Origin of the sequence: Xanthomonas dyei (assembly GCF_002939865.1) — a bacterium.
Lineage (GTDB): Bacteria > Pseudomonadota > Gammaproteobacteria > Xanthomonadales > Xanthomonadaceae > Xanthomonas > Xanthomonas dyei.
In genome coordinates, this window is the sequence record NZ_MDEE01000034.1 from 1 (window position 1) to 22,418 (window position 22,418).

Below are 22,418 nucleotides of genomic sequence, written 5' to 3' on the forward strand. Positions count from 1 at the left end.
GAACGCACCCATGCCTGGTTCGCAGGCATGGGGAAGCTGCGCATCCGCTTCGAACGCCGCATCGATCTCCACCTGGCGTTGCTCTCGCTTGCCTGCTCCATCATCTGCTTACGGCTTCTTCCTGGGTTTTGTTAGCCGCTCTAAATCAGCGCCTGTCTTCCGCGCCGGGGAAGAAGGCTTGGTCTTCCTCGTGCACCCGATAAAGAGGGCCTCGACTTCGAGCATGAGTGGAGCATGACGAGGTCGATCAGGGAGAAGCCGTCCGATGCCTGAATCGCTCGGTTCTGTGGCATGCGACGGGGGTCAAGTAAGCCGTACGTGTGTCGCTAACGACGTGACCAATATCTCGGATTTTCACGTGATGCGCCTACCGTTGCTTGGACGCTTGTTTTCTTCCTGGAGCCGTGGGCTGCAGCACAAGGTCAATGCGGTAGATCGGGTGATGGCGGTGATCGAATTCGATCTGGATGGCCGCATTCTGGACGCCAATCCCAACTTCCTGTCGCTGATGGGGTACCGGCGTGACGAGGTGGTCGGCCAGCATCACCGCATGTTCGTGACGACGAGTGATCGCGACAGCGAGAGCTACCGCCAGTTCTGGGATGCGCTGCGGCGTGGCGACTTCAATGCGGGGCGTTTTTGCCGGCTGGACAAGCAGGGTCGCGAAGTCTGGATCAACGCCTCGTATAACCCGTTGCTGGATCGTGCGGGCAAGGCCTACCGCGTGGTGAAGTACGCCACCGACATCACCGAGCAGGTCCGTCAGACCGCCGATTTCGAAGGGCGCATCGATGCGATCGACAAGGTGATGGCGGTGATCGAATTTTCGCTGGATGGCACGGTGCTCGATGCCAACCAGAATTTCTTGCAGGTCATGGGCTATCGGCTTGATGAGATTCGCGGCAAGCACCACGGCATGTTCGTGGAGGCGCAGACGCGTCAGTCGGCGTCCTATCGCGCGTTCTGGCAATCGCTTGGGCGCGGTGCATTCGATGCCGGTCGCTACAAGCGCATTGGTAAGGATGGCAGGGAAGTGTGGATCCAGGCGTCCTACAACCCGGTCCTCGACGAACTCGGTCGCCCTTACAAGGTGGTCAAGTACGCCACCGACGTCACCCGTCAGGTCATCGATTCGGCCGATGCGGATGGGCGCATACAGGCCATCGACAAGGTGATGGGCGTGATCGAGTTCGATCTGCACGGTCGTGTGTTGAGTGCCAACGAGAATTTCCTGGCGATTGTTGGTTACTCCGCGCAAGAGGCGGTTGGTCAGCATCACGGGGTGTTCGTGGATGCGGCCTACCGCGCCTCCGACGAGTACCGGCATTTCTGGGCAAAGCTGGCGCGTGGTCAGTTCGACGCGGGGCGCTATCGCCGGCTGAGCAAGGATGGCAGTGCGGTGTGGATCCAGGCGTCCTACAATCCGATCCTGGACGTCTCCGGGCGCCCGTACAAGGTGGTCAAGTACGCCACCGACGTGACCGATCAGGTGCGCTCTGCCGAGCGCATGCGCGAGCTGATGCGGCAGACCATGAGCATCGCGCAGAACGTGCAGCGCGAGTCGCATCATATTTCTGCCAGCAATCAGGAGCTGGTGAGCCGGGTGTCCACACAGTCCGAGGCAGTGGCGCAGACCTCGAGCACGATCGATCAACTGGCCGCCACCGTGCGCACCAATTCCGAAAATGCCGGCTCGGCACGCCGCATGGCCGAGGACTCGGCCGCAGTGGCACGGCGCGGTGCAGACGTCATCTCCAACGTGGTCAAGACCACCGCCGGGATTCGATCGGCAACCGACCGCATCGGTCAGATCATCGAAGTGATCGACGGCATCGCGTTTCAGACCAATATTCTGGCGCTCAACGCGGCGGTGGAGGCAGCGCGCGCCGGCGAGCAGGGACGCGGGTTTGCGGTGGTCGCCACCGAGGTACGCAGCCTGGCGCAGCGTTGCGGCGTGTCGGCCAGGGAGATCCGTTCCCTGATCGACAATGCCGCCGGGCAGGTTGGCGACGGCTCGCGCCTTGCCGAACAGGCCGGTGTGGTCATGCAGGACGTGGTGACGTCGGTGCTGCGTGTCACCGCGACCGTAGAGCAGATCGCCGCTGCCAGTCACGAGCAGGCGCAGGACCTTTCGACGGCGAACACGGCGTTGCAGTCCATTGGGATGCAGGCGCGCGATCAGGCGCAGATGGTCGATGACCTGGCGCGGTCGGCACGGGTGCTGGAAGCCGATGCGGACACACTATTTGCGCTGGTCAACGGCGATGACGACGGAGCTGCGCAGCTCGATACGCCGTTTAACCGGCAGGTCAAATCGCAGGCCGCGTGACCGCAGCCGGCGCCGATTCCATGGCCGGATTTGATTGGCCGCGAAGCGGTTGCCTTCGTTGCTGAAGCAATGCGCGATGTCGTGTGGCGACGCGTATGCCATCCGCGCCGCTTAACCCGCATGTCAGCGCAGGCAGCATAACCGCAGCTGCGCCGCTTTCACGGCCAGATTGGATCGGCGGTGAAACGGTTGCCTTCGTCGCCGAAGCAATGTGCCGTGCGGTATAGAACTCTTGCGATACGCGCGGTCGCAGAAGCGCAGGCAAGCGTGGAAGCCGCACGCGCAGCGTCGCAACGAGGCCTCGCACACAGCACAAAGCCCGCAAATGCGGGCCTTGTGTATTGCGATCAGCGCCCCTGCAGCACATGCACATCGCATGCGCTGCAAGGTTCGCAACCGGCTTACTTCGGCAGATCGAATACCAGCACTTCGGCGTCGCGTGCATCGGCCAGCACGATCTCCGGCTCGCCGATGACCTGCACCGCATCGCCGGCCGACAACGCCTGCCCATTGACGCTCAGGCTGCCGCGGGCTACTTGCACGTAGCCGATGCGGCCTTCTGCCAGCGGCTGCTGCAGGCGCACGTCGCCATCGAGGATCGACGCATACAACCGTGCGTCCTGGTGCAGGCGCAGCGAGCCGTCGTCACCGGCCGGCGAGGCGATCAGGCGCAACTGGTTACGCTTGCTGTCGGCATCGAAATGCTTTTCTTCGTAGCTGGGCTCGATACCGTTGCGCTCGGGCATGACCCAGATCTGCAGGAAGTGCACCGGCTCGCTGGACGAATGATTGAACTCGCTATGGGTCACGCCGCTGCCGGCGCTCATGCGCTGCACATCACCGTAATGCAGCACCGAACCAGTGCCCATGCTGTCCTTGTGCTCCAGCGCGCCGCCCAGGACGTAGGAAATGATCTCCATGTCGCGGTGGGCGTGGGTGCCGAAGCCTTCGCCTGGGGTCACCTTGTCTTCGTTGATCACCCGCAGCGGGCCGATGCCCATGTGGCGCGGGTCGTGGTAGCTGGCGAAGGAGAAGGTGTGGCGCGAGGACAGCCAGCCATGCTCGGCGCGGCCACGGGTTTCGCTCTTGCGGACATTCAACATGTTGCTTCTCCTTGAAAGATTCGAATTGGCGCTGGGGGTGGGATTGGTGTCCCAGCGGCTTGATGCGTAGTCTCCACCTCTGCCGGCGAGAGAAAAAGCGAGTAGATTTGGCTGCTACCATCGAAAAATTCGAATAATGAAAATCAGCCTGGAAGCGTTGCAGATCCTGGATGCGATCGACCGCCGCGGCTCGTTCGCTGCGGCGGCCAAGGTGTTGTTCAAGGTGCCATCCACCATCTCCTACACGGTTTCCAAGCTGGAAGACGATCTGGGTGTGCAGCTGTTCGAGCGGGTGGGGCCGAAAGCAACGCCGACCCAGGCCGGGCGCGAGCTGCTGCGCGAAGGACGCAACCTGCTGCGGGCCGCCCAGGAGCTGGAGGTGCGCGTGCGGCGGGTGGCCTCGGGCTGGGAGTCGGACTTTGCGATCGGCTTGGATGCGATGTTGCCGGCTGCGCTGCTGCAGGCGCAGATCCTGGACTTCTACGCCGTGGCCGACAGCACGCGGCTACGCGTACTCAGCGAGTCGCTGTCCGGCAGCTGGGAGGCGTTGCTGGACCGGCGCGTGGATCTGATCGTGGCGGCGGGCGAGGGGCCCAGCGGCGGCGGTTATGTCGCCGAACAGATCGGCAGCGTGCGCTTTGTGTTCGCGGTGGCGGCGACGCATCCGCTGGCGGGCGCGCAGCTGCTCGGCGCGACCGAGCTGGCCGACCATCGCGCGATTGCCGTGGCCGATTCGGCACGGCGTCTGCTGCCGCGTACTGTCGGTTTGTTGTCCGGCCGCGACGTGCTGACCGTGCCGGACATGCAGACCAAGTTGCTGCTGCAATTGGCGGGGGCAGGCTACGGGTTTCTGCCTGAGCCGTATGCGCAGGGCGCGCTGCGGGAGGGCCATTTGCGCAAGGTGCCGGTGGAAACGCACAAGGCCGACGAAACTTTCTACCTGGCGTGGCGTCCGGGCGAAGAGGGCGAAGCGCTCGGCTGGTGGCGGCGCGCCTTGCGTGCCGACGGTTTGTTCGAGCGATGGTTGCAGGCGCTTGCCGAAACGTATCGTTTCGCTGCCGCCGGGCAGTCGCAAGCGTGATCAAGAGCGGATAATGGCCGTTCGCCGTCGCGCAGGGTCCTCGCATGCAAGGCTTGATCGAACAGTACGGATTGGCGCTGGTGTTTGCCAACGTGCTGGCATTGTCGCTCGGGCTTCCGGTGCCGGCGCTGCCGACGCTGGTGCTGGTCGGCGCCGGTTACGCGCTGCGCGGTGGTAGCGAGGCGTGGCTGGCGGGTCTTGCCGCGTGGGGCGTGTCGGTGCTGGCGAGTCTGCTTGGCGACCTGGTGTGGTATCTGGCAGGCCGCCGCTTCGGCAATCGTACCTTGCAGTCGCTGTGCCGGTTGTCGCTGTCGCGCGATACCTGCATGAAGCAGACCGAGCGATTCTTCTCGCGGTGGGGCGTGCGCGTGCTGGCAGTGGCCAAGTTCGTACCGGGCCTGTCGATGGTGTCGGTTCCGATGGCTGGTGCGATGCGGGTGCGGCCGGGCGCGTTCCTGCGTTACGACGCGTTCGGCGCTTCGCTGTGGGCGCTGGTTGGGCTGGGGCTTGGGGCGGCGTTCGCCCATCAGGTGCAGGACGTGCTGGCGTTCTTGTCCGAGCTCGGTTCCGGTGCGGTGCTGGTGTTGGCCGCGCTGCTGGCCTGCTACGTCGGCTGGCGCTGGTGGCGGCGTCACACGCTGCTGCGCTCGCTGGAACAGGCGCGCATTGCAGTGGACGAGCTGGTGCCGCTGCTGGAGGGCGACGAGAGCCTGCGGCCGACGGTGCTGGATATCCGTGCTCCAGGATATCGCGACCTGCAGCCGTACACGATTCCTGGCGCGGTCTTTGCCGACGAGCGCCAGCTTGCGCAGATTCTGGCCAGCGTGCCGCGCGATCGCAGCGTGGTGATTTATTGCGCGTGCCCGGATGAAGTGTCTGCAGCATGGCTGGCAGGCAGGATGCGCGAGCGTGGATATCGTGATGTGCGTCCGTTGCTTGGCGGGCTAGATGCATGGCGCGATGCCGGGCATCCGGTGACCTCGTTGGTGCCGGTGGTGGTGGTCGGCGAGTCGGATGCTCTGGGGGCTACAGCGTGAGCGTTCTGCGTCTGGGTCGGTAACAGACACCGCAGCGCAGCCGCTCGGCGCGATCGATGCGCTGCACTCGCAGGCGATGCAGGACAAAAACGACAGGCAAAAAAAAAGACCAGCAAGCTGGTCGTTTTCTTCAAGATTGGTGCGCCCGGAGAGATTCGAACTCCCGACCGCCTGGTTCGTAGCCAGGTACTCTATCCAACTGAGCTACGGGCGCATATCTTGTTTGACTTGCAATCCGATGCAATGCAACCGGACTTTTTAACCGAAAAAACAGCGGTTGAATGCTGTCTTTTTTTGTTCCTGAAGATGGTGCGCCCGGAGAGATTCGAACTCCCGACCGCCTGGTTCGTAGCCAGGTACTCTATCCAACTGAGCTACGGGCGCCTCGTCAGGAGCGGAATTATGCGGATGCCCGACGTACTCGTCAATCCCTTTGTGAAATTCGATCGTCGCCGACTGCATCGGCACGCATGCGTTGCAGCGCAGCCGCAACGGCGCCAGGTGCCTTCATCCATGCAAAGTGATCGCTGCGCACGCCCAGTTGCGCATCGTCCAACTGCTGCACCTTTGCATGCGCCTGCGGCATCTTGTGCAGCAGTGCATGCAGCGCCGCGGCGGGGCCGAAATGATCGTGGGCGAAAGTCAGCGCCTTGATCGGTACCGTCACCGTGCTCAGTGCGCGCTCCAGATCCCAGCCACTGCCTGCAGCGCGATAGCGATTGCTGCGTCCGACCTGCGCCCAGTCGCCGATCAGGCTGCGTGCCTCGGTGCCGCCAAAGCCGAGCGATCGCCCGTGCAGCACGCCTTGCAAGCGTGCAAGCCAGGGCAGGGCGCGATACACCAGCGGCAGCCCGTAGCGCATCGGGCGCGGAAAGTTACGCCAATACGGCGAGCCGCGGGCAACCAGCCATAGCTGGGTCAGAGGCCAGTCGACTTGCGACGGCGATCGCGACGCCTGCAACGCGGCATGACAGCAGGCCAGCTGCCCACCCAGGCTGTGCCCGCCGACGATGCGCGGGTGCTGCGGGTCGTGACGCTCCATCAGTGCCTGGCTGGCCGGGATGTCATCGCCAAGCAGTATGCGATAGCCCCAATCGTATCGACGCGATGGCCGCAGCGTGCTGCTGCCATTGCCGCGCCATTCGTGCAGATACACCGCGATTCCGGCAGCGGCCAACGCATGGGCGAACGCTTGGTAATGCCGCGCTGCCACGCCCAACGCCGGCAGCCACAGCAAGGTGGCGATCGGTTGCGCCGGTGCGATGCGCATCACTTCCCAGCGATGTCCATCCGCCGCGCTGGCAGCCAATGCGGCGCTGTGCACACTCATCCCGTTGGGGCAGCGCCGAAGTGGTCGAGCACCAGTACCTCGCTGTGCCCAGGGCGCTGCCCCAGGCGAATGGCACGCGCCACATAGTCAATTGCGGCTTCGCAAGCATTGAGCAGCGACAGGCCCTGGCACAGTTGCGCGGCAATCGCTGCCGACAGGCTGCAGCCGGTGCCGTGCGCGTCGACGTCCACACGTGGATGCATGAACACGTCCTGGGTGACGCCGTCGTCGAAGCGATCGATCACGCGCGCGCCTTCACGCAGATGGCCGCCCTTGAGCAGCACGGCGTTCGCACCCAGCTCCAGCAGCGCGGCGGTCGCATGTTCTGCGGCGTCGGCTGTGTCGATGCGGCGGCCGGTCAGCAGCTCGGCTTCCGGCGTATTGGGCGTGATCAAGGTTGCCAGTGGAAGCAGGCGGGTACGCAGCGCATCCAGCGCAGCGTCCTCGAGCAGGCGTGCGCCACTGGTGGCCACCATGACCGGGTCCAGCACGATGAAGGGCGGGCGATGGGCTTCGAGCAGGTCCGCCACGCAGTGGATGACCTCGGCATTGGCCAACATGCCGAGTTTGACGGCCTGGATCTGGAAATCGGCGAAGCAGGCATCCACTTGTGCGCGCAAAAATGCGATGGGCGGGATGTGCACCGCGGTGACGGCACGCGTGTGCTGTGCGGTCAATGCGGCAATCGCCGACAAGCCATGCACGCGATGCGCGGCGAAGGTTTTGAGATCGGCCTGGATGCCGGCACCACCGCCGGAGTCTGAGCCGGCGATGGTCAATGCGGACAGGGTGCTGGGCGTGGTCATGCGCCGATTCTGCACTGCTACCTGGAGGATGTGCGGATCAGGTGCGCCAGCGACGCCATTGCAGGTAGGCGACGTAGCCGACACCGGTCAATCCGGTGAGGCTGGCTGGCAGGTAGAGCGCGTCGTACTGCCAGCGCTGGAACAACAACGTGCCCAGGACGCTGCCGCCAAGAAAGCCACTGATGATCAGCCCGCTCAACGTGAGTCGACGCACTTGCAGCGGGCGCCCGCGCAGCAGGTGCCCCAGGCCGATGCCCAGGTCGGTGAACATGCCGCTCAAATGCGTGGTGCGGACCGCTGCGCCACTGAGGGTGGTCGCCATCGCATTCTGCAGGCCGCAGGCGCCAGCGGCGAACAGCACGCCGCCGACATGATGCAGTTTGAACAGCGGAATCGCAGCCAGCAACAGCAGTGCCTCGATCAGCAGCGCCGCGCCGTAGCGCTGTCCAAGCCGCAAGACATCGTCCTGGATGATCAGTCCGCTGAGCATGGCGCCTGCGCAGAAGGCAATGAGGATGCCCCAGAGAAAGCCGATTTCCGGCGCGGTGTTTTGCACCAGAGCAACGCCGAGCAGGCTGGTCGTGCCGGTGAGGTGGCTGACCACCTGGTGCTCCGAGCCCAGGTAGCCGACCACGTTGACCATGCCGGCCACGCTCGACAATGCCACCGCGCCAACCCAGACCCAGCGCGGCAGCAGGATTCCCATCTCGCGTCAGGGCGTGCCGTTGACCGCGATCTGCGAAAACCCGCCGGTCTGCGGGTCGTACAGCGCACCCCAGAAGGCGCTACCGCCGTCGCAGACCTTGATCGCTTCTCGCGCCGGTTTCACCGGCGGGTCGTTGGGCAGCTTGAAGGCATTGATGTAGATCAGCTGCTGGCCCTCGATCACCACGCCCACATATTGCCGGTCGAACTCGCGCGGCTCGGCGATGGTCGGGGTCAACGCATCCTGCCGGGATTCGAGCTGCTCGATCTGTTGATGGCTCGGTTCCCAATAGCCGGTGATCTGGCCCGGATGACGCGCCGGACTGTCGCGCGAGCAGGTGTCCAGCACCTGCTCGGCGACGCTCTGGCGGGTGATGATCCACGACTGCCCGCTCTTGAGGTTGGTCGGCACTGTCGATGGTGCCTGCGTGGTCGCACAGCCTGCCAGCGCGAGCACTGCAAGGGCAGTGGCGCTGCGAAGCGTTCGCATCACAACACCTCCGAGGCGAAGTCCGCCAGACGCGAACGTTCGCCACGGCGCAGCGTGATATGCGCGCTGTGCGGCCAGGCCTTGAAGCGATCCACTGCGTAGGTCAGGCCGGACGTGGTCTCGGTCAGATAGGGCGTGTCGATCTGTTCGACGTTGCCCAGACAGACGATCTTGGTGCCGGGGCCGGCGCGGGTGATCAGCGTCTTCATCTGCTTCGGGGTGAGGTTTTGCGCCTCGTCCAGAATCAGATAGCGCGACAGGAAGGTGCGGCCGCGCATGAAGTTCATCGAGCGGATCTTGATGCGGCTGGCGAGCAGGTCGTTGGTGGCCGCACGGCCCCACGAGCCGCCGTCCTGGTTGTGGGTGAGCACTTCCAGGTTGTCGGTGAGCGCGCCCATCCACGGCGTCATCTTTTCTTCTTCGGTGCCGGGCAAAAAGCCGATGTCTTCGCCCACGCTGACGGTGGCGCGGGTCATGATGATTTCGCGGTAGCGCTGCTGGTCCATCGTCTGCGCCAGGCCCGCGGCCAGCGCGAGCAGGGTCTTGCCGGTGCCGGCGGTACCGAGCAACGTGACGAAATCGATCTCCGGGTCCATCAGCGCGTTGAGCGCAAAGTTCTGCTCGCGGTTGCGCGCGGCGATGCCCCAGACCGCATGCTGGGTGTGGCGGAAATCATCCACCAGGCACAGTGTGGCCTTGCCGCCGCCGACCTTGGCCACGCGCAGTTCCACGTCGTCTTCGCCCGGCAGATACAGGTACTGGTTCGGGTACCAGTCTTCGTCGTCGGCCAGCACGATCTCGTAATGGGTGCGGCCGCGCTCGTTCCAGCTGCGCAGGTCCTCGTTGTGCTTTTGCCAGAAGTCTTCCGGCAACTCGATGGCACCGGTGAACAGCAGACTGAAATCGTCCAACGCGCGGTCGTTCTGGTAGTCCTCGGCCACCAGGCCGCTGATGTAGGCCTTGATGCGCAGGTTGATGTCCTTGGACACCAGAATGACAGGCACATCCGGGTTTTCTTCGCGCAGCGCCAGCACCGAGGCCAGGATCTTGTTGTCCGGCAGCATCGCGCCGAAAGTGCGGCCCGGGTCGATCGGGTGGATCTGGAAATACAGCCGGCCGATCGCGGCTTGGCCCTTGAGCTGGATGCCTTGCGGGTGACTGAGCAGGATGCCGGCCTGAATCTGCTCGGCGTCGGTGTTTTCCAGCAGCTCGTCCAGGAAGCGGCTGACTTGGCGCGCGTTGCGGCTGACTTCGGAGGTGCCCTTCTTGGCGCTGTCGAGTTCTTCGATCACCTGCATCGGAAGGAACACATCGTGTTCTTCGAACTTGAACAGCGAGGTGGGATCGTGCATCAGCACGTTGGTGTCCAGCACGTAGATGCGCTTGCCTCGGGTCATTGGGTCTTCCAAGTGATGGAGCAGGGGCGAGCCATCACGCCTGCACATGCAGGGTGATGGAGGACACGGGAAACCAGGGGCGTCACTGTTTGGCGTGCGCCTTGACTGCCGCCAGCACGGCCTCGGCATGGCCGGCGACCTTGACCTTGCGCCAGGCCTGCACGACGCGCCCCTCGGGCGAGAGCAGGAAGGTGCTGCGCTCGATGCCGAGCACCTGCTTGCCGTACATGTTCTTTTCCTTGATCACGTCGAAGGCGCCGCACAGCGCCTCGTCGCCATCGCTGATCAACGGGAAGTTGAAGCCTTGCTTGGCGCAGAAGTTGTCGTGCGACTTCACCGAATCGCGCGAGACGCCCAGGATGGCAGCGCCGGCTTTCTTGAAGTCCGGCAGCAATGCATTGAAGTCCAGGCCTTCGGTAGTGCAGCCGGGCGTGCTGTCCTTCGGGTAGAAGTACAGCACCACCCACGTGCCGGCATAGCCGCGCAGGGTGGTCTGGGTGCCGCCGGACAGCGCCAGCGGCAGGTCGAGGGTGGTTGCGGGCAGTTCCAGTACAGCGTCGGTCATCGTTGCTCAGCCTGAAGTGGAGAGGCGGTCGGCGGCCGATCAGGCCGGCCCGACGTCCATTCCATCATAAGCAGCTACATGGAAACGTTTGGCGAGTGCATCGAACTGCGCATTGCGCTGATTCAGCGATTCGATGGTGTGCTGTTCCAGCTTGTCCACATGCAGAAAATACGATTCTTCGTCGTCGCCATCGTCTTCGTCGCGTTCGCCCAGGAAGATGTCGATGACGCGGTAGCCGTCCGTGGTCAGTTGCTCGGCAAGTTTTTGCAGCGGCTGCTGCGCCGGGTCGGCGAAGAAGTATTCCCAGCGCAACGGACCGTCGAGATTCCAGTCGGTCTCGGAGCGGATGTGATCGAACATCTGTTTCAGCGCGGATTGGGCGATGGCCATCGGTGCGTCTGCCTTAGAACTTCATCGGGTCCATGATCGCGTCGAGATTGAGGTGATCACAGAATTCCAGGAAATCATCGCGCAACGCGGCGATGTGCATGTTGGCAGGTACCCCGATGGTCACCTGCGCAGAGAACATCTCCGCGCCGGTCTGCATGGCGCGGTAGCGGGTGCTTTGCAGGTTTTCGATGGTGATGCCCTGGCGGTCGAAGAAATCGGCCAGCTGGAACAGGATGCCCTGCTTGTCGGCGGCGATCACTTCCACGATGTACGGCAGCAGGTTGGACTGGGTCTGCTTGGGGCCGGTGCGGTACCAGACCAGCTTGAGGCCTTCCTCGCGTTCGAGTCGGGTCAGCATGGCTTCGAGCTTGGCGACCGAATCCCAGGAGCCGGTGGCCAGTGCGGTGACCGAGACATCGCGCCCCACCGTGGCCAGGCGAGCGTCCACGAGATTGCAGCCGCTATCGGCGATGCGGCGGGTGACAGGCAATAGGGGGGACTCCGGATGCGTCGTGTAGGCGTTGATCAGGAGGTGATTTTCGGTCGGCGAAGGCCGGGGTGTAGAGTCAGTCAAAGGGGCTTCCGGCATTGCATCAGGCTGAATGGCCGCCCGGGCAGGCGCCCTGGCGGTGACCAGCATACTTGCCCGTGGTTTCGCGCCGCAAGTAACATGCAGGCGGTCGCAACCCGTGTGCGCGCGGGCCTCCTCAGTTACGTAAGAGCAGCAGAATCTTGTCCCTTTCCGGCATCATCACCGCGCTGGCGACCCCCTTCGGGCCGGACGGCGCACTCGACCTGGATGCCTGGCGGCGGCTGCTGGAGCAGCAGCTGCACGGTGGCGTGCAGGGAATCGTGGTCGCTGGCTCCACCGGTGAAGCCGCCGCGCTGAGCGACGACGAATACGACACCTTGCTGCGCGCCGCCGTTGCCCAGGTTGCAGGCCGGGTGCCGGTGCTGGCGGGTACCGGGCTGTCCGGCACCGCAAAAACCATTGCGCAGACGCGCCGCGCCGCCGCGCTGGGCGCGCAGTACGCGCTGGTGGTGACGCCGCCGTACGTGCGCCCGACCCAGGCAGGGTTGAAGGCGCATTTTCTGGCCGTGGCCGACAACGGCGGGTTGCCGCTGGTGTTGTACAACGTGCCCGGCCGCACCGGCTGCGATCTGCTGCCGGAGACGGTGGCAGAGCTGGTCGATCACCCCAACATCGTCGGCATCAAGGAAGCGCGTAGCGAGCCAGAGCGCATCGCCGCGCTGATGGCGTTGCGCAGCGACTCCTTTGTGGTGCTCAGTGGCGATGACGGCAGCGCCGCGCAATCGATGCTGGCCGGCGCCCAAGGGCTGATCTCGGTGGCGTCCAACGCATTGCCGTCGGCATACCGGCGCTTGTGCGATCTGGCCCGCGATGGCCAGCGCGATGCGGCCATCGCCTGGGATGCGCGCCTGAGCGAATACCATAGCTTCTGCGGGATCGAATCCAATCCCATCCCGGTCAAGGCGCTGCTGCAGCGCGCCGGGATCGGGCACGGCCTGCGCTTGCCGCTGCTGCCACTTTCTACGGCGCACCAGCCTGCCGCCGACCGCCTTGCCGCCGACGCCGTTGCGTTGGAAGCACTTTCCAGCCGCGAAATGCTCGCGGCCTGACCCAGGAGATCTATCGATGCGTCATTCCGTTTCCCCCGTCCGCGTGCTGTCGCTCGCGTTGCTGGCGACCGCCACCGTCGCCGCCACGAGTGGTTGCAGCTGGTTTCACAAGGGCGCGCGCGGCGACTATGCGTTGGCCCCGGAAGCCCGCCCGCTGGAAGTGCCGCCGGATCTGAACCTGCCCGACACCTCCGGTGCGATGAAGGTGCCGACCCTGGCGTCGACCACCCAGCAGACCAACACGCCGCCGTCGGCAAGCGCCAACAGCGGTTTTACCGTGCCGGGCGAGCGCGATGAGGTGTTTGCCAAGGTCGGCACGGCGCTGGCCGAGATTCCCGGCCTGACGGTCGCCAGCAAGGCGCAGATGCTGGGCTCTTACGACGTGAGCTACGAGGGTTCCAGCTTCCTGGTGCGCGTGGTCAAGGTCGAGGCGGGCAGCTACGTGTCGGCAGTGGATCCGCGCGGCATGCCGGCCACGGCTGCGGCACCGGTGGCGGTGATCAGCGCGCTGAAGGGCAAGCTCGGCGGCTGAGTGAGTGGTTCGGCCATGGCCGAATAGCGAAACGGGCGCTCAGGGCGCTCGTTTTGCGTTTGCTGCGGTGTGGCCGCGCGGCAGGGATGCTGTCGCGCGTCGGGACAGCGCCTTAGCGCTGCAGCAGCGGTAGTTTGTTCGGTTTGCCGTCCCAGTCTGCCGCATCGGGCAGGGGCTCCTGGCGCACGGTCAGCACCGGCCAGGCCTTGGCCAGTTCGGCGTTGAGCGCGACGAAGCCTTCCTGGCCTGCGGGCACGTCATCTTCCGGGTAGATCGCGTTGGCCGGGCACTCTGGCTCGCACAGGGTGCAGTCGATGCACTCGTCCGGGTCGATGACCAGGAAATTCGGGCCGACGTGGAAGCAATCCACCGGGCAGACCTCGACGCAGTCGGTGTATTTGCACTTGATGCAGTTTTCGGTGACAACAAAAGGCATGGCGGAATCCGGCGTTTAGCCTGGCAATTCTAAAGCAGTCGGGTGGTGGGTGTGAGGTGGGGTGCAGATTGTTTGCCGCGCAGATGGTGGAGTGATCGTGGTCTGTGGGTGCCTTGATGCCTGGATCTCCCGGGGTGGGTTGGCTGTCTTCCGCCGTACCCTCACCCCAACCCCCGCTCCGCGCCCCGGCCCCCCGCTTGCGGCGCGGGCGCTCCAAGGCGCGCGTCGATGGCGCGCAAGCCGTGCCTTCTCGCCCCACGGGGAGAAGGACTTTGCGTCCTGTCTCCCCCTCAGGGAACTCAGGTCAGGCCATGTTGCCGGGCCAGGGCGAACAGGCCGGTGGCGGCCAGGTCTTCCGGGTGTGCTTGGGTGGCGACGCCCAGGTGCGTCAACGCCAGGGCGTAGCGTTGCGCCAGGGCGGGGCTACCGACCAGGTGCACAGTGGCTTGGCTGCCGCGATGCTCGCGTAGCTCGTGGCCGATGAGCAGGCCCGAGAGGTACGAGGGCAGGGCCTGTGCACTGAGGCGGTCGAACAGGCCCAGCGTGCGGGTGCCGAACAAGTGGTGACTGAGGCCGCCGGGTTCGGCGCTGCGATCCACGCCTGACAGGAATGCGGCCTCATCGAGATCGCCATGGTCGTCGGGCATCAGCTTGCCGAGGATGCTGTGCTGGCGCAGCACCGCGTACAGCTCGCCGGTCATGACGGTGGCGAAGTCGGTCAGCTGGCCGTTGGCGATCGTCGCCCATTTGCTGTGCGTGCCGGGCAGGCAGGCGATGTGGTCGCCATCGCCAAGTGCGGCGATCAGGCCGACCAGTTGGGTTTCTTCGCCGCGCATGACATCCGGCACGCCGTGCTGCGCGCCGGTGCTGACGCCGGGGACGAACCACAGCGTGCGGCCGGGCAGCAGATCGTCGTAGCGGCGCATGGCGGCAGCCAGTGCGGCGATGTCGGCCGGGCAGGGCAGGTAGGCCTGCTCGACCCAGCCGTTGCGGCTGCCGATCATGCCTGACAGCACGATCGGGCCGTCCCAGCCGTCGATCAATGCGCGCAGGACCTCGCCGAAGCGGCCCTGGCAGGCGAGGATGCCGTCGCTGCCGCGGCGTTGATCGAGCACGGCGCCGGTGGCGTCGAGCAGGTAGGCACGCAGGCTGCTGGTACCCCAATCGACCGCGATCATGCGCTGGCCACCCGGCTTTCGGGCAGGCCGGCGATGGCGACGTCGCAGACGAACAGGCCGCCGGCTTCTGGCATGCGTGCGAGTTCTTCGGCGCTATGGTCCAGGCGCGAGGAGATCACGTGCAGGCGATCCAGCGCTGCGCCACCGAAAGAACTGCAGGTGGGATGTTTGACCGGCAGGTGCACGATGCGCTCGACGCTGCCGTCGGGGCGATAGCGCACCACGCGTGAGGCGCGCCACTGCGCATTCCACAGATGGCCTTCGCTGTCGATGATCGAGCCGTCCGGCTCGGCGTCGTCGCGGTCCAGGGTGGCGAACACGCGCGTGTTGCTGGTTTGCGCGGTCTCCGGGTCGTAGTCGCAGCACAGTATCTGCGGGCGCACCGAGTCGCAGTAATACAGCGTGCGGCCGTCGAGGCTGAAGCAGATCGAGTTGGGGATCGACACGCCCGGCAACGGCAATGCGCGGAGGCCGTGCTTCAGCGAGAACTGATACATCGCGCCGCGCGCGGCCTTGTTGTCGTGTTCGTCCATGGTGCCGAACACCAGATTGCCGTGCCGATCGGCGCGGCCATCGTTGCTGCGCGTCAGCGGGTTGTCTGTCTCGATATCGGCCAGTTTTTCGAATGGCAAGACATCTTCTTCGGTGCTGTCCGGGTCGGCGATGCCGATGGCCTTGGCCAATGCGATCAGCAGGCGGCCGTCGTTCATCAGGCCGAGGCAGCCGGGGCGATCGGGCAGCGTCCAGTAACGTGTCTGCGCGCTGGCCGGATGATGCCGCCACAGGCGTTTTTCGCTGATGTCGACCCAGTACAGCGCCTGGCGCTGTTCGCACCACAGCACGCCTTCGCCATGCGTGCAGCGACTGTCGACCGCCAGTACGGCGGTGTGCTCGGGCATGCTCACCATTCGGCGATGCTGCCGTCGGCGTGGCGCCACACCGGGTTGCGCCAGTCAGGCGGATTTTCGTTTGCGCGCTTGAGCATCTCTTCGTCGATCTCCACACCGAGCCCGGGCTTGGGCAGTGCGGCGATACTGCCATCCACGCACTGAAAATCGTCTTTATTGATGACGTAATCGAGCAGGTCGGCGCCTTCGTTGTAATGGATGCCGATGCTCTGTTCCTGCAGTACCGCGTTGTGCGAGACGAAGTCCACGTGCAGACACGCAGCCAGCGCGATCGGGCCGAGCGGGCAGTGCGGAGCGAAGCCGACATCGTAGGCTTCGGCCATCGCGGCGATCTTGACGCACTCGGTGATGCCGCCGGCATGCGACAGGTCCGGCTGCACCATGCCGATGCCGCCGGCACACAGCACGTTCTTGAATTCGAAGCGCGAAAACATGCGCTCGCCGGCAGCCAGCGGGATCGAGGTGCTGGCGGCCAGGCGCGGGTAGTACTCGGCCTGTTCGGCCAGCACCGGTTCTTCGACGAACAGCGGCTTGAACGGTTCGAGCTCGCGCAGCAACGCCTTGGCCATCGGCGCGCCGACGCGACCGTGGAAGTCGATACCGAAGTCGATGGCGTTGCCGAAGGCTTCGCGGATTTCGGCGACCTTGACCACGGCGGCATCGACGGCGCGTGCGCTGTCGATCAGCTTCATTTCCTCGGTGCCGTTGAACTTGAAGGTGTCAAAGCCCAGCGCGCGGTAGTCGGTGATCTGCTGGATGATGGCGCCGGGGCGGTCGCCGCCGACCCAGCGGTAGGTCTTCATGCGATCGCGCACCAGCCCGCCCAGCAGCTCGTACACCGGCACGCCCAGCGCCTTGCCCTTGATGTCCCACAGCGCCTGGTCGATACCGGCGATGGCGCTCATCAGGATGGCGCCGCCGCGGTAGAACCCGGCGCGGTACATGGTCTGCCACAAGTCGTTGATGCGCGCCGGGTCCTTGCCGACCACATAGCCGGCCAGTTCGTGCACGGCCGCTTCCACGCTACGCGCGCGTCCTTCGATGACCGGCTCGCCCCAGCCGGTGATGCCCTCGTCGGTCTCGACCTTGAGGAACAACCAGCGCGGTGCGGCGTGGTAGGTGGTGAGGCGGGTGATCTTCATCCTTGCAGTTCCTGGTAGGCCTGCACGAAGTTGCGTGCATGCGTCTGGGTCGTTTCGAGTGATTGCGCGGGTTTGTACAGTTCGCCACCGATGCCGGCGCCGGCGGCGCCCTGGGCGATGAAGCCGGCCAGGCTCTGCGGGTTGACGCCGCCGACCACGTAGACCGGAATGTGGGTGGGCAGCACCGAGCGCAGCGCGCGCACATGCGCAGCGCCATAGGTTGCGGCCGGGAACAGCTTCAGGATCGTTGCGCCGGCATCGATGGCGTCGAACGCCTCGCTGGCGGTGGCGAAGCCGGCCACCACGGTCAGCCCGCGCGACACCGCATGGCGGATCAGGCTGGGGCGCGTGTTGGGGGTGACGATGAAGCGCGCACCGATGTCGGCCAGGGTGTCGACGTCTTCGTTGCGCAGCACGGTGCCGGCACCGATCCAGGCGCGCTCGCCATAGGTCTGCTGGGCCAGCGCGATGCTCTGCTGCCAACGCGGCGAATTGAGCGGGATCTCGATCGCATCGAAGCCGGCGTCGATCAGCGCGCCGACATGGGCGAGCGTGTCTTCCGGCGTGATGCCACGCAGGATGGCAATCAGCGGCAAGGTGAACAGGCTGGCGGTGGTCTGTGAAGTCATGCTGTTACTCGCGATAGATCTGAAAGCGGCCGTTGACGGCCAGAAGCGTCGGGGGGAGCTTGCGCAACTGCGCGCGGCAAGCAGAGGCTGCGGCTGCACATCCGGAGAGAAAAACGAAGTGCGGGAGGGCCTGCGTGCGATTGGGCAATGCGTAGGTGTCGCACGTGCATGCGTCGCGCTATGGCCCATAAATGGCCGGCAAGATGCCGTCATCGTCGTCCACCTCCGCAGTCATGGCGTGCGTGTCGCCACCTAAATCAAAGATGGTCACGTCTGTTCTGGCCGCGCCCGGGAGGTAGGGGCTCCTGCTGCGGCGAGCGCTAGCCTCGCCCGGGGAGATATGTGCTGCAAATGAAATTTTCGGCATATTCTATTCCCCCGACGAATACACGGCCGCAATCGCACCCCATGGCAAATTCCGGTACTCCCTGGTTCAACGCAGCCCGCCTCAAGACGCGCCAACTGCTGCTGTTGCTACATCTGCACGAACAACGCTCGGTATTGCGTGCGGCCGAGGCCGCCAGCATGACCCAGCCGGCCGCCTCCAAGCTGCTGGCCGAGATGGAAGACATGCTGGGGGTGAAATTGTTCGAGCGGCATGCCCGCGGCGTGGAGCCCACCTGGTACGGCCATGTGCTGATCCGGCGTGCCCGTGCGGCGATGTCGGAGATCGGCCGGGCGCAGGAAGAAATCGCCGCGTTGCGGGCCGGCCGCATGGGTCAGGCCTCGATCGGGACCGTGGTCAATCCAGGCACCAATCTGGTGCCGCAGGCGATTGCCGAGGTCAAGCGCGAGTTTCCGGACATCCTGGTGCGGGTGGAGATGGACTACAGCCGCCCGCTCGTTGCCAAGTTGCTGGATGGTCAGCTGGACATCGTGATCGGCCGCATCCTGGGCCCGGAAGGCGTGGGCGAACTGGAGTTCGAGCCGCTGGCCGATGAGCCGCATTCGGTGATCGCCCGTGCCGGCCACCCGCTGGCCAGCCGGGTCGGCCTGCAGCATGCGGACCTGGTGCGGTATGGCTGGATCCTGCCGCCGGCCGACAGCGTGCTGCGTGCGCGGCTGGATTCAATGTTCATGGAGCACGGCGTGCAGACGCCGACCAACGCCATCGAAACCTCGTCGTTGCCGGTGACCTCCACCCTGTTGCGCGGCACCGACATGCTGACCGCGCTGCCGGTGGAATCGGTGGCGCCGCTGATCCAGGCCAAGTTGCTGACCGTGCTGCCGATCGAGCTGGGGGTGCGGATGGAGTCGTTCGGCATCATCCGTCGGCGCGATTACATCCTGCCGCCGGGCGCCGAGCGCATCCTGCAAGCGCTGCGGACCACCGCGCGCCGCTTGTACCCCGGTCTGCGCGGGCCGGAATCCCTTGGCTAGCGGGCTCTTCCATTTGTATTCCCTGGGGTAATACCAGTCCGTGAATTTTTCATTGGCTGACGCTAGACCGTGCGCCTATATCTGTGCGCCAGATCGCACGCTGAAGCGCACGTGAAGTCGGGCAGGTGATCGGCGGCCAAGCCGCCATGTAAGTAACGGTGAAGACCGGCATCAGCGCCTGTCTCACCTGATCACGCGGGGCGTCTTGCGCCGCGACAACCAGTCTTCAGTCGTCTTGCGTCCTGGGAGGGATTCAGATGTCCAAGTTTTCAAGCCATGCCTCGGCAGGTACGGGCGTGCGCGCCCGTCGTCTGCAACATCTGCGTCATTCCGCCATGGCCGTCAGCATCGGCGTATTGCTTGCCGCACCGGTGTACGCGCAACAGGCGCAATCGTCGCCGGGCGCTGTGTCGAACAAGGCCGACGCCAGCGCCGTGGATCTGGATACGGTGGAGGTGCGCGGTGTGCGCGCCAGCCTGATCAAGTCGCAGGTGATCAAGCGCGACTCTACCCAGATCGTGGATTCGGTCAGCGCCGAAGACATCGGTGCGCTGCCCGACCGCAGCGTCACCGAAACCTTGCAGCGCGTCAGCGGCGTGACCATCGACCACTTTGCGGCGCGCAGCGACCCGGACCACTTTTCGGCCGAAGGCAGTGGCGTGATGATCCGAGGCCTGACCCAGGTGCGCGGCGAACTCAATGGCCGCGATATCTTCAGCGCCGCCAGCGGCCGTGGCTTGAGCTTTGAAGACGTACCGGCCGAGTTGATGGCCGGCGTGGACGTGTACAAGAATCCCTCGGCAGAAATCATCGAAGGCGGTCTGGGCGGCACGGTCAACCTGCGCACGCGCATGCCGTTCGACAACCCGGGGCGCATCGTCGGCGGCAATATCGACGTCAACTACGGCGACATGAGCAAGAAGTACAAGCCGTCGGCGTCGTTCCTGTTCAGCGATCGCTGGCAGACCGGCGTCGGCGAAATGGGCTTCATGATCGATATCGCCCATTCGGAACTGGCGACGCGCTCGGACGGCATCCAGGTGGAGCCGTATGTGCGGCGCACCGACGACGCGGTACTGGCCGGCAGCGGGCGCAGCGAGGTGTATGTGCCCGGTGGCGTCAACTGGCGTCAGCTGGATTTCGAACGCAAGCGCGACGGGATTGCCGCAGCGTTCCAGTGGAAGCCCAGCGACCAGACCGAGATCTACGCCCAATACCTGCGCTCGCGTTACAAGATGAACTGGCAGGAGCGCGCGGCGTTCTTCAACGACAGCAACAACAGCATCAGCCCGGCGCCCGGCACCACCTTCGAGTACGACCAGGACGGTGTCTTCCAGCGCGGCTCGCCGGTGTCCAATTCCTGGCGCGGCGCGCTGACCGGCGATGGCGTGCGCTTCAATACCGACAACCGCTACTCCGATCAGCAGACCACCACCTCTGACCTGTCGGTGGGCTTCAGCCACTATTTCAACGACAACCTGCAGATCAAGGGCGATGTGCAGCTGGTGCAGTCGGAGAACGACCAGCTCGACTTCACCGTGTTCAGTGCGACCTATCTGCCTGGCTTGACCTATGACGTGTCGGGCAAGTATCCGACCGTGCAGATCGCCAACCAGGGCTTTACCCAGGACCCGTCCAATTATTTCTGGGCGGCGGCGATGGATCACCTGGGCAAGAACCGCGGACGTCAGCTGTCCACCCGCGTGGACCTGGAATACACCTTCCAGGACAGCAGCTGGCTGCGCTTCATGCGCTTTGGCATGCGCGCCACCGACCGCAACCAGACCAACAAGAACTCCGGGTACAACTGGGGCGTGTTGTCGGACAACTGGGCGGCGATTCCCGGCAGCAGTAACGGCCTGGCGACCATGTCGCAATACCTGCCCGACGAGTCGTCGCGGTTCACCTTCTCCGATTTCTTCCGTGGCGGCGTGAACGTGCCCACCACGCTGGTGGTCCCCAACGGTGGGCTGGTCAAGAATTACCGGCGCGCGTCGGATCTGCTGCAACAGCAGATCGTGGCCTTGCGTGGCTACGGCTGGGCGCCGGATACCTATCAGCCGCAGGACACCAATCGGCAGTTCGAGCGCACCCAGGCCGCGTATGCGGCGCTGTACTTCGGCAACGACGAGGCGTGGGGCGTGCCGGTGGACGGCAATATCGGCGTGCGCATCGTGCAGACCAAGACCCAGGCCGAAGGCTTCGGTCAGTTTCAGAATCTGTCCGGGTTGAACGTGTCGCCGGAGCTGCAGGCCCGTTACACCGGCCAGTATTTCGACAACAACTCCCAGGGCAGCTACACCAATGTGCTGCCCAGCTTGAACATGCGCTTCCGCTTCACCGACACCTTGCAGTGGCGTATCGCTGCGTCCAAGGCGATGGCGCGCCCGGATTACACCCAGTTGCAGCCGTACGTGCTGCTCAACGTGGAAACCGACGACGCCGGCAATGCGACCAACTTCGTCGGCACTGCGGGCAACCCGACCCTCAAGCCGATGACCGCCAACCAGTTCGATACGGCGCTGGAGTGGTACTTCGACAGCAGCGACATGCTGTACACCACGCTGTTCTACAAAAAGGTCAAGGATTACTTCTCCACCCAGACCCGCAGCGAGACTTACGACAACCGCGAGTGGCTGGTGACCCGGCCGTACAACACCGACGAAGGCACCATCCGCGGCGCCGAAGTGGGCTACACGCAGTTCTTCGACGAACTGCCGGGCTGGATGAGCGGCTTCGGCATCAATGCCAACTTCACCTTCGTCGACAGCAAGGGCGGCGCCAATACCGCCATCGACCCGTACACCCGCACCACGGTGACCGGCGTCGAGCTGCCGCTGGAGGGCTTGTCGCGGCGCAGCTACAACCTGGCCGGCATCTACGAGAAGGGCCCGCTGTCGCTGCGCCTGGCCTACAACTGGCGCTCGCGCTATCTGCTGACCACCAGCGACGCGGCCACCCGGCTGCCGACCTGGGCCGACGACTACGGCCAGCTCGACGGCTCGTTCTTCTACCGCTTCAACGACCATCTGCAGCTGGGCGTGCAGGCCAACAACCTGACCAACACCGTGACCAAGGTGCTGATGGGTCCGACCTCGTACGCGGATGGCGAAGTAGACCCGCGCCTGTACACGCGCTCGTCCTTCGTCAACGACCGCCGCTATTCGCTGGTGCTGCGTATGAACTGGTAAGTGCGACCGGTCACGTTTCGACTGTGCGTTGATCTGCACAGTCGAGCTCGTCGGTGAGGGTCCGGTAGCCCGGTCGGTAATGCCGGAGCTACCGGGTTTGCCGTGCTTGCTATAGTTTTAACGAATACCTTTCCAGGAATATTTCATT

At 64.7% G+C, this 22,418-nt stretch carries 21 protein-coding genes, 2 tRNA genes and 1 pseudogene; 8 read left to right on the forward strand and 16 right to left on the reverse strand.

Going from position 1 to position 22,418, the window contains the following annotated elements; genetic code table 11:
* Nucleotides 1-135 (forward strand): annotated as a pseudogene (locus XdyCFBP7245_RS24300) (IS5/IS1182 family transposase); the annotation flags it as partial.
* A 250-nt stretch (nt 136-385) separates the two neighbouring features.
* Entirely contained in the window at nt 386-2,329 is a 1,944-nt protein-coding gene (locus XdyCFBP7245_RS18010; protein ID WP_211287739.1) for a methyl-accepting chemotaxis protein, read from the forward strand.
* A gap of 401 nt (nt 2,330-2,730) precedes the next feature.
* On the opposite strand, the gene XdyCFBP7245_RS18015 is transcribed toward XdyCFBP7245_RS18010, so the two are convergent.
* On the reverse strand, nt 2,731-3,432 hold the full coding sequence (locus XdyCFBP7245_RS18015) for a pirin family protein (RefSeq protein WP_104616874.1): 702 nt from the start codon (nt 3,430-3,432) through the stop codon (nt 2,731-2,733).
* A gap of 136 nt (nt 3,433-3,568) precedes the next feature.
* Here XdyCFBP7245_RS18015 and XdyCFBP7245_RS18020 point away from each other — a divergent pair, with 136 nt between their 5' ends.
* Both XdyCFBP7245_RS18020 and XdyCFBP7245_RS18025 read left to right on the forward strand, forming a co-directional pair.
* Nucleotides 3,569-4,513 (forward strand): LysR substrate-binding domain-containing protein, encoded by a 945-nt coding sequence (locus XdyCFBP7245_RS18020; protein WP_104616875.1) that lies wholly within the window; start codon nt 3,569-3,571, stop codon nt 4,511-4,513.
* A 44-nt stretch (nt 4,514-4,557) separates the two neighbouring features.
* Nucleotides 4,558-5,550 (forward strand): DedA family protein/thiosulfate sulfurtransferase GlpE, encoded by a 993-nt coding sequence (locus XdyCFBP7245_RS18025; protein WP_104616876.1) that lies wholly within the window; start codon nt 4,558-4,560, stop codon nt 5,548-5,550.
* Nucleotides 5,551-5,687: 137 nt separating this feature from the next.
* Here XdyCFBP7245_RS18025 and XdyCFBP7245_RS18030 read toward each other — a convergent pair.
* The 10 genes from XdyCFBP7245_RS18030 to XdyCFBP7245_RS18075 form a co-directional block, all read right to left on the reverse strand.
* A tRNA-Arg gene (locus tag XdyCFBP7245_RS18030) sits at nt 5,688-5,764 on the reverse strand.
* Nucleotides 5,765-5,857: 93 nt separating this feature from the next.
* Nucleotides 5,858-5,934: transfer RNA gene (locus tag XdyCFBP7245_RS18035), tRNA-Arg, on the reverse strand.
* 40 nt (nt 5,935-5,974) lie between these two features.
* Nucleotides 5,975-6,880, reverse strand: coding sequence for an alpha/beta hydrolase family protein (locus XdyCFBP7245_RS18040; RefSeq protein ID WP_104616877.1), 906 nt, complete (start codon nt 6,878-6,880; stop codon nt 5,975-5,977).
* The gene (gene thiD / locus XdyCFBP7245_RS18045; RefSeq protein ID WP_170068704.1) at nt 6,877-7,686 is read right to left on the reverse strand and encodes a bifunctional hydroxymethylpyrimidine kinase/phosphomethylpyrimidine kinase; all 810 of its coding nucleotides are present in this window, start codon (nt 7,684-7,686) and stop codon (nt 6,877-6,879) included. The genes XdyCFBP7245_RS18040 and thiD overlap by 4 nt, the downstream gene beginning before the upstream one ends.
* Before the next feature lie 37 nt (nt 7,687-7,723).
* On the reverse strand, nt 7,724-8,392 hold the full coding sequence (locus XdyCFBP7245_RS18050) for a YoaK family protein (protein ID WP_104616879.1): 669 nt from the start codon (nt 8,390-8,392) through the stop codon (nt 7,724-7,726).
* A 6-nt stretch (nt 8,393-8,398) separates the two neighbouring features.
* Nucleotides 8,399-8,881 carry a hypothetical protein gene (locus tag XdyCFBP7245_RS18055; RefSeq protein ID WP_104616880.1) on the reverse strand — a complete coding sequence of 161 codons (483 nt, stop codon included), beginning with the start codon at nt 8,879-8,881 and terminating at the stop codon, nt 8,399-8,401.
* The gene (locus XdyCFBP7245_RS18060; RefSeq protein WP_104616881.1) at nt 8,881-10,278 is read right to left on the reverse strand and encodes a PhoH family protein; all 1,398 of its coding nucleotides are present in this window, start codon (nt 10,276-10,278) and stop codon (nt 8,881-8,883) included. Before XdyCFBP7245_RS18060 ends, XdyCFBP7245_RS18055 begins: the two co-directional genes overlap by 1 nt.
* An 82-nt stretch (nt 10,279-10,360) precedes the next feature.
* Nucleotides 10,361-10,843 carry a peroxiredoxin gene (locus XdyCFBP7245_RS18065; protein WP_104616882.1) on the reverse strand — a complete coding sequence of 161 codons (483 nt, stop codon included), beginning with the start codon at nt 10,841-10,843 and terminating at the stop codon, nt 10,361-10,363.
* A gap of 39 nt (nt 10,844-10,882) precedes the next feature.
* The gene (locus tag XdyCFBP7245_RS18070) at nt 10,883-11,233 is read right to left on the reverse strand and encodes a ribonuclease E inhibitor RraB (protein ID WP_104616883.1); all 351 of its coding nucleotides are present in this window, start codon (nt 11,231-11,233) and stop codon (nt 10,883-10,885) included.
* Nucleotides 11,234-11,246: 13 nt separating this feature from the next.
* Nucleotides 11,247-11,873, reverse strand: a complete 627-nt coding sequence (locus XdyCFBP7245_RS18075; RefSeq protein ID WP_083992831.1) for a glycine cleavage system transcriptional repressor — start codon at nt 11,871-11,873, stop codon at nt 11,247-11,249.
* Between the two features lie 92 nt (nt 11,874-11,965).
* On the opposite strand from XdyCFBP7245_RS18075, the gene dapA reads away from it, so the two are divergent.
* Complete coding sequence (dapA, locus tag XdyCFBP7245_RS18080; protein ID WP_104616884.1) at nt 11,966-12,874, forward strand: 4-hydroxy-tetrahydrodipicolinate synthase; 909 nt, start codon at nt 11,966-11,968, stop codon at nt 12,872-12,874.
* Nucleotides 12,875-12,890: 16 nt separating this feature from the next.
* The gene (locus XdyCFBP7245_RS18085; protein WP_055844218.1) at nt 12,891-13,406 is read left to right on the forward strand and encodes a hypothetical protein; all 516 of its coding nucleotides are present in this window, start codon (nt 12,891-12,893) and stop codon (nt 13,404-13,406) included.
* A 112-nt stretch (nt 13,407-13,518) separates the two neighbouring features.
* Here XdyCFBP7245_RS18085 and fdxA read toward each other — a convergent pair whose 3' ends face one another.
* The 5 genes from fdxA to XdyCFBP7245_RS18110 all read right to left on the reverse strand — a co-directional run bounded on the left by fdxA (nt 13,519) and on the right by XdyCFBP7245_RS18110 (nt 17,699).
* On the reverse strand, nt 13,519-13,842 hold the full coding sequence (gene fdxA / locus XdyCFBP7245_RS18090; protein ID WP_005994928.1) for a ferredoxin FdxA: 324 nt from the start codon (nt 13,840-13,842) through the stop codon (nt 13,519-13,521).
* Between the two features lie 299 nt (nt 13,843-14,141).
* Nucleotides 14,142-15,020 carry a 2-dehydro-3-deoxygalactonokinase gene (locus XdyCFBP7245_RS18095; protein WP_104616885.1) on the reverse strand — a complete coding sequence of 293 codons (879 nt, stop codon included), beginning with the start codon at nt 15,018-15,020 and terminating at the stop codon, nt 14,142-14,144.
* The gene (locus XdyCFBP7245_RS18100; RefSeq protein WP_104616886.1) at nt 15,017-15,928 is read right to left on the reverse strand and encodes an SMP-30/gluconolactonase/LRE family protein; all 912 of its coding nucleotides are present in this window, start codon (nt 15,926-15,928) and stop codon (nt 15,017-15,019) included. The genes XdyCFBP7245_RS18095 and XdyCFBP7245_RS18100 overlap by 4 nt, the downstream gene beginning before the upstream one ends.
* Entirely contained in the window at nt 15,922-17,070 is a 1,149-nt protein-coding gene (dgoD, locus tag XdyCFBP7245_RS18105; protein WP_104616887.1) for a galactonate dehydratase, read from the reverse strand. Before dgoD ends, XdyCFBP7245_RS18100 begins: the two co-directional genes overlap by 7 nt.
* Nucleotides 17,067-17,699 (reverse strand): 2-dehydro-3-deoxy-6-phosphogalactonate aldolase, encoded by a 633-nt coding sequence (locus tag XdyCFBP7245_RS18110; protein WP_104616888.1) that lies wholly within the window; start codon nt 17,697-17,699, stop codon nt 17,067-17,069. Before XdyCFBP7245_RS18110 ends, dgoD begins: the two co-directional genes overlap by 4 nt.
* Before the next feature lie 408 nt (nt 17,700-18,107).
* Between XdyCFBP7245_RS18110 and XdyCFBP7245_RS18120 the strand changes: the two genes are divergently transcribed.
* Both XdyCFBP7245_RS18120 and XdyCFBP7245_RS18125 read left to right on the forward strand, forming a co-directional pair.
* Nucleotides 18,108-19,079 carry a LysR family transcriptional regulator gene (locus XdyCFBP7245_RS18120; RefSeq protein ID WP_104616890.1) on the forward strand — a complete coding sequence of 324 codons (972 nt, stop codon included), beginning with the start codon at nt 18,108-18,110 and terminating at the stop codon, nt 19,077-19,079.
* A gap of 257 nt (nt 19,080-19,336) precedes the next feature.
* Nucleotides 19,337-22,270, forward strand: a complete 2,934-nt coding sequence (locus tag XdyCFBP7245_RS18125) for a TonB-dependent receptor (RefSeq protein ID WP_104616891.1) — start codon at nt 19,337-19,339, stop codon at nt 22,268-22,270.
* Nucleotides 22,271-22,418: the final 148 nt, after the last annotated feature.